Here is a 14,247-nt window from a genome sequence, read left to right on the forward strand (position 1 = left end):
CGTTTACTTATTGCTCAAATAGAAAAGCTATCCGGCGTGATATGCGGGTCTTGCCGCCAGCTTATACTCTGCTGCATGAATTTTCAATTCACATTCCTTCACTTCAGATTCAAGACGGTCAATGATTTGTTCTTGCTCCTCTACGGCAGCGTTTTTTGTTTTTTTGACAGCTAAAGACAGTTCTTCTTCCACCGCATCAATCTTTCGCTCAATTTCCTCTAACAACTGCATAATGGATTCTTTTGATACAAATTCGCTCATCATCAGATTCCTCCTTTATCATCTCTCGTTACATTCTCTTTTCTTTTACTCCCTCCTTCATACATGACAAAACTAGAACTAAATCGCCAATCTAAGTGAAGATAAGCGCAATTTCTTCCATTTCGACACGTGCTTGTCCTTCTTTGTATGATCGCGTCCGATTGTGTAAATTCTAAGGACAAAGGAGGTAGATATCATGAAAAAGCAGCAAGCACCAAAAGAGCAAAAAACAAAAGGGAAAGAAAACAGTACAGATCAGCTTGATAAAAAGCTCGGCGGCCCTAACCGTCCATCCACGTAAAAAAAGCAGGTACCCCCTGCTTTTTATTTATGCAAAAAATAGTGTTCTAATGAGAAAAGAAAACGAAGCTGCCTTTTTTTATGAAAATACCAGTCGGTCAGCTCAATTTGTTTTGGTAAACGCTCTGCTTCAAACAAGGATGGACTCAATTTCTTTTGAAACCAATCTTCCCTTTGATCGTCTAATGAATGTGTCATGACTGGATACACCGTTCTGAGGAAAGGGCTTGACCTTCGCGCAATCCCTAAAAACGGTTCAAAATCAAATCGAGATCCCGTATGCGGCACAGTATGCAAAAAATGATAAAAATCCGAAAACAAATCGGCTCGAAACAATAGTTTTGCTAGTTTTTTCCCTAACGTAATGCGCTCTTTTACTTGGGAAAACTTTCGTATGGTTAAGCCGTACAAATGCCCGTCTACTGTCGGAAAAACGACGGTTTGAAAATGTGCCCACTCGCTGAAAAGATATTGAATCGAGTGAAAAACATTCTTTTTCAGGAGAGGATTTTGTATAATAGGAGATTGTATAGTATATTGTTCATTTATGATGAGTGCATGCAGCAATCGCTCTGTGTCACGCTTTTGCCAAAATCGTTCCCACTCAGCGCTCATAAAACGAGACACACCGAAATTGGGCAGCAGATGAAATAAAGGTTTGCGGCACCTTTTTGACCATTCATACAAGAGAAGCTGCGGGTAAGCATCTGAAAAGATCAGCCAATTCGCTCTTTCATATGCTGTAAAGAACAGATGCCCTTGCTGATCCGTTAAACCCGGATGGAAGAGCTCGCCTTTTAAATCTGTCATCGACCATCCAGCATTTCTTGAGACAAAAGAAGCAAGCAGAGACCATTTCATCTCTGGATGACGGTCATAAAAGCGCTTGTACGCATTTGTCCTTGTCAGGTTGTCCTTATTTTTCGCTTTCGTTTCATGTAAAATATGCTGGGTAATCATGTGCTCTTGTTGTGACAACATGGTGATCTCTCCAATACAAAATGCATTAAAAGGAGGCTGAAACTTGATGATTCGGTATCCTAACGGAAAATCGTATCAGCCCATTCAACAAATTGGGACAAAAAAAAGAATCAGCGGCGAATCATCTTATAGTAACCGCGGGATGATGCTTGAAGCTGACTTAAATGAAACGAACCAGTACTATTTGGTCAACGGGATCGCAGTCATTCATAAAAAGCCTACCCCTGTTCAAATTGTCAATGTGGATTATCCAAAAAGAAGCGCTGCTGTCATTAAAGAAGCCTATTTTAAACAATCCTCCACAACAGACTACAACGGGGTATACAAAGGGCGTTATATCGATTTTGAAGCAAAGGAAACCAAAAGCACCACCTCGTTTCCACTCAAAAATTTCCACGACCATCAAATTGAGCATATGAAACAGGTTGAAAAGCAAGGCGGTATTTGTTTTGTTATTATATCCGCATTTGGTTCCGTTTATTATTTGTCCGCTACTGACCTCTTCTTCTTTTGGGAGCGGCAGCAGCAAAACGGCCGAAAATCCATTAGCAAAGATGAATTAATGGAAGCAGGTCACCTCATGACACTTGGATATTCGCCAAGAATTGATTATATTAAAGTAGTGGAGACACTTCATTTTTCGGATGACAGCAAGCAACATTTACGTTCGAAAAAGGTTTAACACGAAAGGTTGAGATGTGATGTCTGATCAATTTACAAGTCGTGAACAGCGACGTAAAGCAAGTCAAGAAAACAATAAGAAGCAAAAGAACAAAAAAGGCAAAAAGAAAGCAGGTCTATTTAAAAAAATATTTTTATCTTTACTCGTGATCGGTCTTCTTTGTTTAGTAGCCGGAATCACAACTTTTGCCGTTTTTGCATCAAGCGCTCCTTCTATTGATGATAGCAAGCTAAAAACGCCGTATTCTTCAAAACTTTACGATAAAGACAAAAAAGTCTTTGCAGAAGTCGGGGCGGAAAAAAGAACGTATGTCTCGATTAAAGATATACCCGACGTGGTAAAAGATGCGTTTATTGCAACTGAAGATGCACGTTTTTATAAACACCACGGGATTGATCCTATCCGTATTGGCGGTGCTCTTGTCGCAAACGTCGAGGACGGTTTTGGAGCAGAAGGTGGAAGTACGATTACACAGCAGGTTGTGAAGAACTCCCTGCTTAACAATCAAAAGACGTTAAAACGTAAAGTACAGGAAGTGTGGCTCTCGATTCAGCTTGAGCAAAAATACTCTAAAGATGAAATTTTAGAAATGTATTTAAACCGTATTTTCTTCTCTCCTTATGCTTATGGTGTTGGGAAAGCGGCTGAACAATTTTTCGGAGTGACAGATTTAAATAAACTAACTGTTGCACAGGCTGCCACACTTGCAGGTATGCCGCAAAGTCCTTCTGCCTATAACCCAGTGAAACATCCAGAGGCAGCGGAAAAACGTCGTAATATCGTTTTAGGCCTAATGAAAAAACAAGGCTATATTTCAGAAAAAGATTATGAGGAAGCAAAAGCAACACCTGTCAGCAAAACAGTTGTTTCAGCTGATAAATATAAGAGTCAAAACTCAAGTAAGTACTCTGCTTATATTGAAGAAGTCATGGAAGAAGTACAGAAAAAAGCCAAAGTAGATGTATCAACAGATGGATTAAAAATCTATACTTCTCTTGATCGAAAAGCACAGGATCATCTGGATGACATCATCAATGGGGATTCAGCCGGATTTACGAAAGGTATGCAAGCTGGAGTCACCCTGCTAGATACAAAAAATGGTGAAATTCGTGCCATTGGCGGTGGTCGTGATGTACCAGCCGGCGGCTTTAACTATGCCACTGATGCAAAACGCCAGCCGGGATCTACAATCAAACCAATTTTAGATTACGGTCCTGTAATTGAAAACAAAAAATGGTCAACATATCAGCAAATTGATGATGCGCCTTATACGTACTCTAACGGTACACCAATTAACAACTTTGACAGAAGACACTTAGGGAAAATGTCGATGAGAAGTGCTTTGGCACAATCACGAAACATCCCTGCTTTAAAAGCTTTCCAAGAAGCTGGTACAGATAATGCTGTTCAATTCGCCAATAACTTAGGTTTGGACTTACCTTCTGACATTCCTGAGTCTTACTCAATCGGCGGATTTGACGAAGGTGTCTCTTCTCTTAAAATGGCTGGTGCATTTAGTGCATTCGGTAACAACGGATACTATAATGAACCGCATGCTGTAACGTCTGTTGAATTTAATGACGGAACGAAGCTTGACTTAACGCCAGACTCAAAAGCAGCCATGAGTGATTACACTGCATTTATGATCACAGATATGCTGAAAACTGCTGTACAATCTGGAACAGGTACACTCGCACAAGTACCGAATGTTCAAGTAGCTGGTAAAACAGGTACAACCAACTTTACACAAGATGATATTAATAAATACAACATCCCTTCTGGCGGTGCGAAAGATTCATGGTTTGTCGGTTACACGCCGCAATACACAGCAGCTGTGTGGACTGGAATCGGCAACTCAAAAGATGCGGACGGCAAAATGTGGCTTACGGATTATGAACAACGTGTTGCCAAAGTTGTCTTCCAGAAATTAATTTCTCAAATTGATGATGGAAGCGGCTCATTTGAAAAACCAGATAGTGTCGTTGAAGCAACGGTTGAAAAAGGATCAGATCCAGCGAAGTTAGCTGGACCAAACACACCAAGTGATAAGAAGACAACGGAATACTTCGTCAAAGGAACTGTCCCAACAAAAGTTTCTGACACATATGAAAAGAAAGAAGCTGACAAACCATCTGACTTAAAAGCGGTGTATGATGAAGAGAAAAAATCGATTACACTCACTTGGGGTTATGATGACGATGCAGATGCAACATTTAATGTAAAGCAAGCGGTCGATGATGGCGGCTATAAAGACATTCAAAACAGCTCTTCTAAAGAAGCCGTCATCTCTGATGTGAAGCCAGGATCCACCTATAAATTCCAAGTGACAGCGACTGTAGACGATGTCACAAGTAAAGCGGCTTCTACCTTCCTCACCATTAAAGATGACGAAGAAGAGGAAGAAAAAGCAGATGATGAGAACAAAGAAGAAGAGCCACAGCAACCTGATGATGAGCAGACAGATCAAACTGATGATAATCAAAACCAAGGTGGCACTGATGAGCAGAAGCCTGATGATAAAAAAGATCAAGGCGGAAATACCGAAAACGGCAATGGTGGTTCAAGTGATGGCTCAGACAGTACAAATGGAAACAGCAACTCACAGAGCGATGCCAATAAAGATAAAAAGAAAGACGACGAGAAAGCCAATTCTCAAAGCTCAAATACTCAGTCAAATTCTACTTCTCGCAAAGAAGACGAATAACAAAAAAGCACTTGCCCTATGTGGCAAGTGCTTTTTTAACGATTTTGTTTAAGCTTTCTGAGTGCTTCGTATTTTCCATACTGCTTTTTGAGCTCTGTGTATAACTCGTCCAATTGAATAAAGCAATGATATTGGGTAGGTTTAAGCAAAATAAACTCTAATCGTTCTGTCCAGTTAATGGGGGCTACTGGAAACGTCTGTTGTTTGATTTCCTCCCAATCAATGGTTTGAAGCTTCTCTCCTTTGATCCAGTAAAACATTGCAATCATACTGACAATGCCTTGCAGCATATCATCCTCTTCACACCGAGATTTTCTCGTTTGAAAGCGAGGAAGCATGTTGTCTTTTAATTCATTCCACAGATCAAACATCAAAGGAACAAATTCTTCCGTTTTCTGCCACGGTTGCTCATCTAGTAAAGGTTCTGAAGATAGATCAAATGCGAGTGGATTGTTTCTTAATATATCCTTCTTTTCGCCGCTTACCTCTACCTTTTTCTCTTTTAGCTTTTCGACATATGAGGTGAAAACAGCTGCTCCGCTCATGCCAGCTTCACCAGCCCTTTTTTCAGCCTCTTCTGCCCTTCTCTACACATATCAAGAAGTGGACAAGATTCACACTGTGGCCGCTGCGCCTTACAGTGATATCTACCAAAAAAGATGAGACGATGATGGGTCACGGACCAATCCTCTTTTGGCACCTTCTTCATTAAGGTTTGCTCTACCTCAAGAACAGAATCCTTCCAGCGGCAAATCCCAAGTCGTTTGCTGACACGCTCAACATGTGTATCTACTGCAATGGCGGGAATTCCAAAAGCGACAGACACAACGACATTTGCTGTTTTCCGCCCAACCCCTGGGAGCTTGATTAGCTCATCTCGATCTCTTGGCACTTCACCGCCATAATCTTCAATCAGCATTTGGCTTAATTTTTGAATGTTTTTTGCCTTATTACGATAAAGACCGATCGAACGAATATCCTGCTGCAACTCTTCAAGCGGCACACTTAAATAGTCTTCTGGTGTTTTATATTTTTGAAATAGATGTTTGGTCACTTTGTTCACTAGAACATCTGTACATTGCGCTGAAAGTGCGACAGCAATCACTAGTTCAAATGGATTGGAATGAACAAGCTCACACTCAGCCTCTGGAAACATATCTCCTATAATATCTAAACATTCATTGATTTGTTTTTTTGATAACATGCCTTCTCCTTTATTGGTTATTGTTCCAGCCAATTATAAAAAGGAACTTGTCTTTTATATGAAGATGTTTCTTCTTTTGAAGGTGGGGCTTTTTGCTGCGAACGGAAATGCTGGCTATGCTCTTTCGCTTCTTCCGCTGTTTTCAGCCCTTTCTTTTTCCACTCAAACAATATTCGATCGATATAGCGAAAATTTAATTTTCCTGATAAAACGGCTTCTCTTAGAGCAAGACGAATCATCTCAGCATCATGATGGTCTTGGTCCATCCAGATCGAGAGTGTTTCCCCTTCAAGAGGAGAAAGTGGTCTGCCAAACTCATCTTCAAATAGCGCATATAAAGATTTTTCAGCCTGCACATGATTCTTTTGCAGGTCTTTCGCCTGTTTTGCTTCTAAAAAGTCATACAGCACACCCCATAAGGGTTCTACCGAGTACCGGTCATGCTGAATACCAGACCTGTCTTCAAACGGCTGGATCGAAATAAACCCTTTTTGAATCAAATACTGCACCATATAAGCACATTCTTCGGCCGAAATGGTCATACCATGTGAAAGCTCTTCAAATGTCTGAAAAAAGACGCCTTGTTCTTCATTCATTTTAATCTTTAACATGACCATCATTTGTGATTCATTCAGTCCTAATTGCTCATAATGGGCAATCAGCAAATTAGGCAAACTGGTCGAACCCATTTTCTGCATATCTATAAATTGCTGCCTTTTCATCGGATACACCTCTTCACTTTCAGTATATCACGTTTTCTCATACGTGCTGTCCTTAAGACGTTTGAAAAAGCCTCCATATGTTGGAGGCTTTCACGTCTTAAGGATATAAACGGTTTAATAATCTTGGGAATGGAATTGTTTCACGCACATGCGGCGCTCCGCTAATCCAAGCAACTGTTCGTTCAAGTCCAAGACCAAAACCTGAATGTGGTACAGAACCATACTGTCTTAATTCTGTGTACCATTTGTACGTTTCTTGATCTAACCCATGTTCTTTTAGTCTTGCTTCAAGCAGATCTAAATCATGAACACGTTCAGAACCACCGATAATCTCTCCATAGCCTTCTGGCGCAATTAAATCTGCACAAAGGACGACATCATCACGGTCTGGTGCAGGCTGCATATAAAATGGTTTTAATGAGGTTGGGTAATGAGTGATAAAGACTGGTTTATCATAGCTTTCGGCGATCGCTGTTTCATGCGGCGCACCGAAGTCATCTCCCCATTCAATGTCATCAAATCCTTTATCCTGCAAGAATTTAATCGCTTCATCATATGTGATGCGCGGGAATGGTGCTTTGATGTTTTCTAATTTTGCTGTATCACGGCCAAGTGTGTGCAGTTCTACTTTACAATTTTCAAGTACACTTTGAACAACGTGAGACACATAATTTTCTTGGTACTCAAGGTTTTCATTAAATTCAACAAATGCCATCTCAGGCTCGATCATCCAGAACTCGATTAAATGACGTTTTGTTTTCGATTTTTCTGCTCTAAATGTTGGACCGAATGAGAATACTTTTCCGAGTGCCATCGCAGCAGCTTCCATGTAAAGCTGTCCACTTTGAGAAAGGTACGCATCTTCATCAAAATATTTAGTAGCAAACAGCTCTGTTGTTCCTTCAGGAGCACTTCCTGTTAAGATTGGCGGATCCACTTTCACGAAGCCTTCTTGATGGAAAAACTCATATGTAGCACGAATAATTTCATTACGGATTTTCATAATGGCATGCTGTTTTTTAGAACGCAGCCATAAATGACGGTGATCCATTAAGAATTCTGTTCCATGTTCTTTTGGTGTAATTGGGTAATCTGTTGCTTCGTGAATCACTTCAATGGATTTCACTTGTAATTCAAAACCAAGTGGTGAACGTTCGTCTTTTGTTACTTGTCCTGTGACATAGACCGATGTCTCTTGTGTCACTGATTTCGCAAGCTTAAAGACTTCCTCTTCCACCTCTGCTTTTACAACGACTCCTTGAATAAAGCCTGTCCCGTCGCGAAGCTGCAAGAATGCAATTTTCCCGCTTGAACGTTTATTGGCAATCCATGCGCCGATTGTTACTTCTTCATCGACGTGTTTGAACACTTGATTAATAGTTGTTTTCAACATATTTCCCTCCAAAGCCAGAAAGAAACTCACCTTGTTAAATAGGTGTGATTCTTTTTTCATACATTTTATTATAACCGTTCTAAATCAGCATGGTCAACGCAAGACAGAAGAAACTACGGTGTTAAATTTTTTTCCACTCGTCCTGTCGTAAAATCAACATAGCTGAAACTATATTGGTTGTTCTCATTTAAGTACGTTACTTCCCAAAGGAGGACGTCACCTTCTCGTGCTAATTGAACATTTTTTAGCTTAGAAATGGTGTTCTCCTTTTGAACGGCTTGTACTGCTTGGTTTGAAGTAATGCCTTCTTTTGCTTTTTTAGCAATGACTTTTTCTTTTTTGCTGGCAGGTACCCACACATAGATCGCTTCGTTTTGTTTGTTTTTACCTTCCACAATAAATTGCTTTTCTTTCCCAACAAAGGTATCCACTTGCTCTACTTGTTCTATTGATGCTTGCTTTTTTGCTCGTTCAATCGCTGCCTCATGACCTTCTTCTTTTTGTCCCATGGCAATTTGATAAATCCACGAAAAGCTAATGATGCCAATGAGTAAAACGAGCGCAGCAACGGATGAAATAATCCAAACTATTTTTTTCATGTCAAGCTTCCCCTATGTGCGATATATGGTAAATATCGCTTGATTTTGATCTTCTTGATCTAATGCTAATCCAAACATAAGATCTTCCCTTTTAAGCGTTCTGTTCAGCAAATCGACGATTTTGTATAGGTCTTCTGAATGCTTAATTTGAACAGTTGAAAGTACCTCTATTTTACTTTCCACTTCTAATTCCTCCTCGGTACGTAAATATTGTTAGTCATACTTTTCAATGTGAGAACCGATACTATTTTTACAACGGAACATAAAAAGCCGTTACGATAAATTAACTCCAAACCCACACCAGTGAAAGGCCGCTTATGACAGCGGCTTTTCGTTGTTAAGCTTTTCTATATACGCCTCAAGCGACTCTTTGGACATCTCGTGAACTGGCGCATGATGAAGTGATTCTAAAAATAGTTTTCCATACGAAGCGGTTTTCACTCGGCGGTCTAAAATCAGCAATGTTCCGATGTCTTTTTCCGAGCGCAGCAAGCGGCCTGCTCCTTGCTTAAAAGTTAACACAGCTTCCGGGAGAGCGACGGCTTTAAAGGGATTCTTCCCCTGTTTTTTTGCCGCTTCACATTTTGCTTCAATGAGCGGTGAATCGGGTGGTCGGAAAGGAAGCCTTGCCATAATGACGGTCGTTAGCTCTGAGCCAGGAAAATCCACACCTTCCCAGAAACTCCCTGTTCCTAGCAAGATGGCCTGCTTAGCCAATTTGAACATTTTTGTCAATTTTACAGGGCTCCCGCCTGTCAAACCTTGAGCAAACAATGCCGATTGCATACCTTCTGATTTCAGCTCTTCATACACTGCTTTTAACATCTCATGTGAATTAAATAACACCAATATTTTCGCTTGATCCTGCTTTTCCATGATCTTAATATATTTTGCAGCTTGCTTCACATATTCGCGTTCATCACGGTTTGTGATCGGCGGCATGTCAGCAGGTACAACGACCTTAAGCTGTTTTTCAAGTTCAAAAGGTGAATCAATTTGGACAAGGTGTGGGTAAAAATCTTGCAGGCCAAAACGTTCCAAGCAATAATCAAAGCGTTGATTGATGGTAAGCGTCCCTGATGTGAGGACAACGCTTTTTTTGTTCATGAAGAACCGATCAGCTAGCAACTCCCCTGTATCTAGCGGCTGCGCGTGCATAAAGACAGCATTCTTGGCACCCTTTGCATCAATCTCAATCCAAACGGTTTCATCATTGTTTGGTTCAAAGATAAACCGGTACAGCGTACTGCAGAATGTCTGCATAAACGACATCACTTGATCGTATTCTTCTGCTTCAAATGCAAAGTGTTCTATGAACTGATCACTTTTGTGAAGCAACTCATTTTTTTGCTGCTCATACAGTTTCTCACAAGCAATCAATAACGAACAAAGCTTACTCGCTGATTCTTTAATTCGGACCCACTGAGCATGTTTTGAATGATGACGGACTCTATGAATGAGACGATTGATGTCCGCTTTTGGTTTTGTCCTTTTGACAAAAGAATGAACGGTACTAAAAAATGCGTCACTTTCCATCTGAAGCTGCTGAAGATACTCGTCCATTTCAATAAAGGTGTCAGTTGATAAACCTGCCCCATGAAATCTCTTTTTCAATTTCTTAAGCAGCCCGCCATGCAAAGAGCCAAGCTGGGTTAATTTCGCATGAAGCTGGATATAAGACGCACTGTCACCTAGCGTTTCATTGGCTGTTTTTTCAAATTGGTGGGCCTCATCAATCACATAGACATCTGCATGCTGAAAGATAGAAGCTCCTTCTGTTTGAGATAAAAGCAGACGGTGATTCGTCAAAATTAAATCAGCTGTTTGAGCCTTTCGTTTAGCCCGTTCATAAAAACAATGTTCTTTAAAACGGCGTTTTTTCGATGTAAATGGCATGTGCACACAAGAGATACGGTCTTTTATATTTGCAGCTCCTGACGGTAAATTCAGTTCAGACAAATCACCTGTTTCAGTGACAAGAAGCCACATTAAAATTTGCGCTTTTGTTAAGACAACATCATAGTTATCATCTTCCTCATGCAGGACATGCTCAAACTTATCTAAACAAATATAATGTGCACGCCCTTTAAACACACAGGCGGCTGGCTCAAATGGGAGCAATTGCTTGAGTAGCGGAACATCGCGCTGAAGCATTTGCTGCTGCAGTAAAATAGAATATGTACTGATAATGACAGGTTTTCCTGATTTCTTTGCTTCTAAAGCAGCTGGTATAAGATAAGCGAGTGTTTTCCCGATTCCTGGCGCCGCTTCAATTAACGCATAAGCTCTTTCATTGAACGCATCTCTTACTTTGTTCATCATCGTGAGCTGGCCTTCTCTTACTTCATAGCCTTCTAATGTTTGAGGAAGCTTCTCTTTTATCTCTTCAAACAGTTGCTCGTCGTCACCGCCTACTGCATATGTCGATTCAGTGATAGGATTGGTCACATCTTTCACAGCAAAAGATCCTACTTCTACAAGCGAATCATCCTGACTCGTGTGATTGGTTTCAAGCTGCTTAATTAAAAGTCCTATATCACTTAGAAGATAAGAGGATAATCTGCGCAGCTGTTTTAACACATTTGGCGGTGTATTCCTTAATTGATGTAATAAGGTTAAAAATAACATAGCAGTAACTTCCGCATCACTATCCGCCCTGTGCGGGTGGTCATGTGGAAGCATGAGCTCTTCGCTTAATTCAGTTAACTTATAACCTTCAAGCTCAGGATAAAGAATTCTAGAAATTTCAACCGTATCAATCGCTAGCACATCCAGCTCATTTTTCCCGCATGCTTTTAGTTCATCGTTTAAAAAGTTCAAATCAAAATGAACATTGTGCGCAACAAAATAAGCGCCCTGTATGAGATCATACACCTCTTGGGCAATGTCCTCAAAAAACACCGCGTCATCAACCATGTGCTGTTTAATACCTGTCAGCTGTTCAATAAATCCAGGAATCGTTTTCCCTGGGTTCACATATTTTGAATACCGTTCGACAATTTGTCCATTTTCAATGACCACCGCAGCAATTTGAATGATTTTATCACCTTTTTTTGGTGAATTCCCGGTGGTTTCAATATCAACGACAACAAACCTTTGATCGGTCATAAAATGGACACCTCAATTCCTCGTTCCACTCATAGTGAAACACACTCTGGGCAATATAGCTGAAACAGAACAGCTTCCTTTTGATGAAACTGTTCTGTTTACATGTTAGCGTGCGTTATAAAATCGTTCTCGCAGGCTCTTGCCCAATCATTTGTTCAATTTGATTTTGTTTATTTAACACGACCACTTTAGGTGTGTGCGATTTCGCTTCTTCCTCTGACAACATCCCATAAGCGATAATAATGACTTCATCTCCTGGCTGAACTAATCTTGCTGCCGCACCATTTAAACAAATGACACCGCTCTTTCTTTCTCCAGGGATGATATATGTTTCAAGTCTAGCACCATTGTGATTATTGACAATTTGCACTTTCTCATTTGCCATCATGCCTGCCGCATCAAGCAAATCTTCGTCGATGGTAATACTACCTACATAGTGTAAGTTTGCTTCAGTCACTGTCGCTTTATGAAGTTTCGAGGTCATAAAAGTTCTATACATGTTTTTCACCGCTTTCAGGAACATGGAAAATCACATTATCAATCAGTCTTGCCCGGGAGAACTTCACAGCAATGGCAATGATGACTTGGCCCGTTAAGTGCTGAAGGGGTTCAAGCTCTGGGTAGGAGTAAATGTCAATATAATCGATTTCCCCACTCGTTTGAAGAATCTCCTCTTCCACTAATTGATAAATACGATTTACATCATGTTCACCATTTTCTACAGCTGTCTGTCCTTTTTTTAATGCCCGGTATAAAGCAGGTGCTTCTTGCCTTTCTGTTTCAGACAAATACACGTTTCTTGAACTTTTCGCTAAACCGTCTTCTTCTCGAACAGTAGGAACAGACACAAGGCGAAGATCAAAAAAGAAATCCTTGATCATCGCATCGATAACAGCGACTTGCTGCGCATCCTTTAGACCAAAGTATACATTGGTTGGTGCGACAAGGTGAAACAGCTTTGTCAGTACCGTGACAACGCCGTCGAAGTGTCCTGGGCGTTTCTTCCCGCATAAGACGTCTGTACGCTTTTGAACAGTCATCGTAATCGACGGCTCATCTTTGTACATTTCCTTCACTTCAGGTGTAAATAATATATCTACTCCAGCTTCTTCAGCAAGATGCTGGTCTCTTTCCATATCTCTTGGATAGGATTCAAAGTCTTCATTCGGTCCAAATTGCAATGGATTAACAAAGATGCTCATCACCACAATGTCATTTTGATCTCTTGCTTCTTTTGCAAGCGTAAGATGTCCTTCATGGAGGAAACCCATTGTAGGGACAAATCCAATGGAATGCTGCTTCTTTTGATGCTGCTTGATCATGTCTTTTAGTTCATGAATATGGGAGACAACCTTCATTCCTTGATCCCCCCATATAAACCATCAAGGACTTCTTCTTTCATATGAAAGGTATGAGCATCCTCTGGGAATGTGCGTGCTTTTACTTCTTTTGTATATTGTATGAGCGCTTCTTCTAATACAGCATCGATTTGCGCGTATTGTTTCACAAATTTAGGTGTTCTAGACACGCCGTACCCTACCACATCATGGTAAACAAGAACTTGTCCATCTGCTTCAGCCCCTGCCCCAATTCCGATCACAGGAATCTTTAGCATGTCAGTAATCCGTTTTGTCAGTTCACCAGGTACACACTCTAACACAAGAGCGATGGCGCCTGCTTCCTCACATTTCAGACTATCTTCAATCAATTTCTGTGCACTCTCTTTGTCTTTTCCTTGCACTTTATAGCCGCCAAGGACACCGACTGATTGAGGGGTGAGCCCTAAATGGCTTACAACAGGAATGCCGCCTCTTGTAAGTGCTTGAATGGATTCAAATACTCCGTCTCCACCTTCAAGCTTTAAGGCATCAGCACCGCTTTCTTGCATAATGCGTGCTGCATTTTTCATCGTTTCTTCTAATGAATAATGATAAGACATAAATGGCATATCCGTCACAACAAATGTGTCTTTTGCGCCTCTTTTGACTGCTTTTGTGTGATGAATCATATCATCCATCGTCACTTGCACTGTGGAATCAAGTCCAAGGACAACCATCCCAAGTGAGTCACCAACTAAGATCATGTCGACTTCCGCTTTTTCCGCTTGCTTTGCAGCTGGATAGTCGTATGCTGTCAGCATCACGATAGGTTCGTTTTGTTCTTTCATTTTGAAAAAATCTAACTTTGTCTTCATTTGTTCCTCCTCATTCTGGAGAGGAGATGGCTTGTCTGATCTCACACGCTTTTCTCTCTCATGTGCAGACGAATCATCCCTCTGTCCAAGTCCCTTAGG

Annotated in this window: 15 protein-coding genes; 3 read left to right on the top strand and 12 right to left on the bottom strand. The window is 40.8% G+C overall.

The genetic code is table 11. From position 1 onward, the window contains the following. Nucleotides 1–27 precede the first annotated feature (27 nt). Nucleotides 28–261, bottom strand: coding sequence for a DUF5446 family protein (locus ACTJJD_RS00800; RefSeq protein WP_231131595.1), 234 nt, complete (start codon nt 259–261; stop codon nt 28–30). A 196-nt stretch (nt 262–457) separates the two neighbouring features. Between ACTJJD_RS00800 and sspM the strand changes: the two genes are divergently transcribed. Then, complete coding sequence (gene sspM / locus ACTJJD_RS00805) at nt 458–562, top strand: acid-soluble spore protein SspM (RefSeq protein WP_017359731.1); 105 nt, start codon at nt 458–460, stop codon at nt 560–562. 23 nt (nt 563–585) lie between these two features. On the opposite strand, the gene ACTJJD_RS00810 is transcribed toward sspM, so the two are convergent. Beyond that, nucleotides 586–1,542 carry a DUF2515 domain-containing protein gene (locus ACTJJD_RS00810; RefSeq protein WP_144610237.1) on the bottom strand — a complete coding sequence of 319 codons (957 nt, stop codon included), beginning with the start codon at nt 1,540–1,542 and terminating at the stop codon, nt 586–588. A gap of 46 nt (nt 1,543–1,588) precedes the next feature. Here ACTJJD_RS00810 and recU point away from each other — a divergent pair, with 46 nt between their 5' ends. Together recU and ACTJJD_RS00820 are read left to right on the top strand one after the other, a co-directional pair. Further along, nucleotides 1,589–2,224: a Holliday junction resolvase RecU gene (gene recU / locus ACTJJD_RS00815; protein WP_057079360.1), complete on the top strand. Its 636-nt coding sequence runs from the start codon at nt 1,589–1,591 to the stop codon at nt 2,222–2,224. A 19-nt stretch (nt 2,225–2,243) separates the two neighbouring features. Continuing rightward, nucleotides 2,244–4,928, top strand: coding sequence for a PBP1A family penicillin-binding protein (locus tag ACTJJD_RS00820; RefSeq protein WP_242730598.1), 2,685 nt, complete (start codon nt 2,244–2,246; stop codon nt 4,926–4,928). A gap of 35 nt (nt 4,929–4,963) precedes the next feature. On the opposite strand, the gene ACTJJD_RS00825 is transcribed toward ACTJJD_RS00820, so the two are convergent. The 10 genes from ACTJJD_RS00825 to panB form a co-directional block, all read right to left on the bottom strand. Beyond that, nucleotides 4,964–5,473, bottom strand: a complete 510-nt coding sequence (locus ACTJJD_RS00825; protein WP_025207533.1) for a YpoC family protein — start codon at nt 5,471–5,473, stop codon at nt 4,964–4,966. Continuing rightward, nucleotides 5,470–6,132 carry an endonuclease III gene (gene nth / locus ACTJJD_RS00830; protein ID WP_008344602.1) on the bottom strand — a complete coding sequence of 221 codons (663 nt, stop codon included), beginning with the start codon at nt 6,130–6,132 and terminating at the stop codon, nt 5,470–5,472. Before nth ends, ACTJJD_RS00825 begins: the two co-directional genes overlap by 4 nt. Nucleotides 6,133–6,149: 17 nt before the next feature. Then, nucleotides 6,150–6,854, bottom strand: a complete 705-nt coding sequence (locus ACTJJD_RS00835; protein WP_007500879.1) for a DnaD domain-containing protein — start codon at nt 6,852–6,854, stop codon at nt 6,150–6,152. Between the two features lie 97 nt (nt 6,855–6,951). Beyond that, nucleotides 6,952–8,244: an asparagine--tRNA ligase gene (gene asnS, locus ACTJJD_RS00840; RefSeq protein WP_024718525.1), complete on the bottom strand. Its 1,293-nt coding sequence runs from the start codon at nt 8,242–8,244 to the stop codon at nt 6,952–6,954. Between the two features lie 116 nt (nt 8,245–8,360). Further along, a complete protein-coding gene (gene tseB / locus ACTJJD_RS00845) occupies nt 8,361–8,846 on the bottom strand; it encodes a cell wall elongation/penicillin-binding protein regulator TseB (protein ID WP_035391675.1) in 486 nt (161 codons plus the stop codon). A 12-nt stretch (nt 8,847–8,858) separates the two neighbouring features. After that, nucleotides 8,859–9,029: a YpmA family protein gene (locus tag ACTJJD_RS00850; protein ID WP_008344594.1), complete on the bottom strand. Its 171-nt coding sequence runs from the start codon at nt 9,027–9,029 to the stop codon at nt 8,859–8,861. A gap of 132 nt (nt 9,030–9,161) precedes the next feature. After that, a complete protein-coding gene (gene dinG, locus ACTJJD_RS00855; protein WP_440608025.1) occupies nt 9,162–11,954 on the bottom strand; it encodes an ATP-dependent DNA helicase DinG in 2,793 nt (930 codons plus the stop codon). Nucleotides 11,955–12,069: 115 nt separating this feature from the next. After that, nucleotides 12,070–12,453, bottom strand: a complete 384-nt coding sequence (gene panD, locus ACTJJD_RS00860; RefSeq protein WP_017359738.1) for an aspartate 1-decarboxylase — start codon at nt 12,451–12,453, stop codon at nt 12,070–12,072. Continuing rightward, nucleotides 12,446–13,312, bottom strand: a complete 867-nt coding sequence (gene panC / locus ACTJJD_RS00865) for a pantoate--beta-alanine ligase (RefSeq protein ID WP_440608026.1) — start codon at nt 13,310–13,312, stop codon at nt 12,446–12,448. Before panC ends, panD begins: the two co-directional genes overlap by 8 nt. Beyond that, the gene (panB, locus tag ACTJJD_RS00870) at nt 13,309–14,148 is read right to left on the bottom strand and encodes a 3-methyl-2-oxobutanoate hydroxymethyltransferase (RefSeq protein WP_008344587.1); all 840 of its coding nucleotides are present in this window, start codon (nt 14,146–14,148) and stop codon (nt 13,309–13,311) included. The genes panC and panB overlap by 4 nt, the downstream gene beginning before the upstream one ends. Nucleotides 14,149–14,247 lie beyond the last annotated feature (99 nt).

Origin of the sequence: Bacillus sp. 22446, assembly GCF_052044955.1 — a bacterium.
GTDB classification, from domain to species: domain Bacteria; phylum Bacillota; class Bacilli; order Bacillales; family Bacillaceae; genus Bacillus; species Bacillus altitudinis.

Coding starts and splice junctions, on each gene's coding strand:
- recU (WP_057079360.1), top strand. CDS start 1,589: ATGATTCGGTATCCTAACGGAAAATCGTATCAGCCCATTCAACAAATT.
- panC (WP_440608026.1), bottom strand. CDS start 13,312: ATGAAGGTTGTCTCCCATATTCATGAACTAAAAGACATGATCAAGCAG.
- ACTJJD_RS00835 (WP_007500879.1), bottom strand. CDS start 6,854: ATGAAAAGGCAGCAATTTATAGATATGCAGAAAATGGGTTCGACCAGT.
- ACTJJD_RS00810 (WP_144610237.1), bottom strand. CDS start 1,542: ATGTTGTCACAACAAGAGCACATGATTACCCAGCATATTTTACATGAA.
- sspM (WP_017359731.1), top strand. CDS start 458: ATGAAAAAGCAGCAAGCACCAAAAGAGCAAAAAACAAAAGGGAAAGAA.
- tseB (WP_035391675.1), bottom strand. CDS start 8,846: ATGAAAAAAATAGTTTGGATTATTTCATCCGTTGCTGCGCTCGTTTTA.
- nth (WP_008344602.1), bottom strand. CDS start 6,132: ATGTTATCAAAAAAACAAATCAATGAATGTTTAGATATTATAGGAGAT.
- panD (WP_017359738.1), bottom strand. CDS start 12,453: ATGTATAGAACTTTTATGACCTCGAAACTTCATAAAGCGACAGTGACT.
- dinG (WP_440608025.1), bottom strand. CDS start 11,954: ATGACCGATCAAAGGTTTGTTGTCGTTGATATTGAAACCACCGGGAAT.
- ACTJJD_RS00800 (WP_231131595.1), bottom strand. CDS start 261: ATGAGCGAATTTGTATCAAAAGAATCCATTATGCAGTTGTTAGAGGAA.
- ACTJJD_RS00825 (WP_025207533.1), bottom strand. CDS start 5,473: ATGAGCGGAGCAGCTGTTTTCACCTCATATGTCGAAAAGCTAAAAGAG.
- panB (WP_008344587.1), bottom strand. CDS start 14,148: ATGAAGACAAAGTTAGATTTTTTCAAAATGAAAGAACAAAACGAACCT.
- ACTJJD_RS00820 (WP_242730598.1), top strand. CDS start 2,244: ATGTCTGATCAATTTACAAGTCGTGAACAGCGACGTAAAGCAAGTCAA.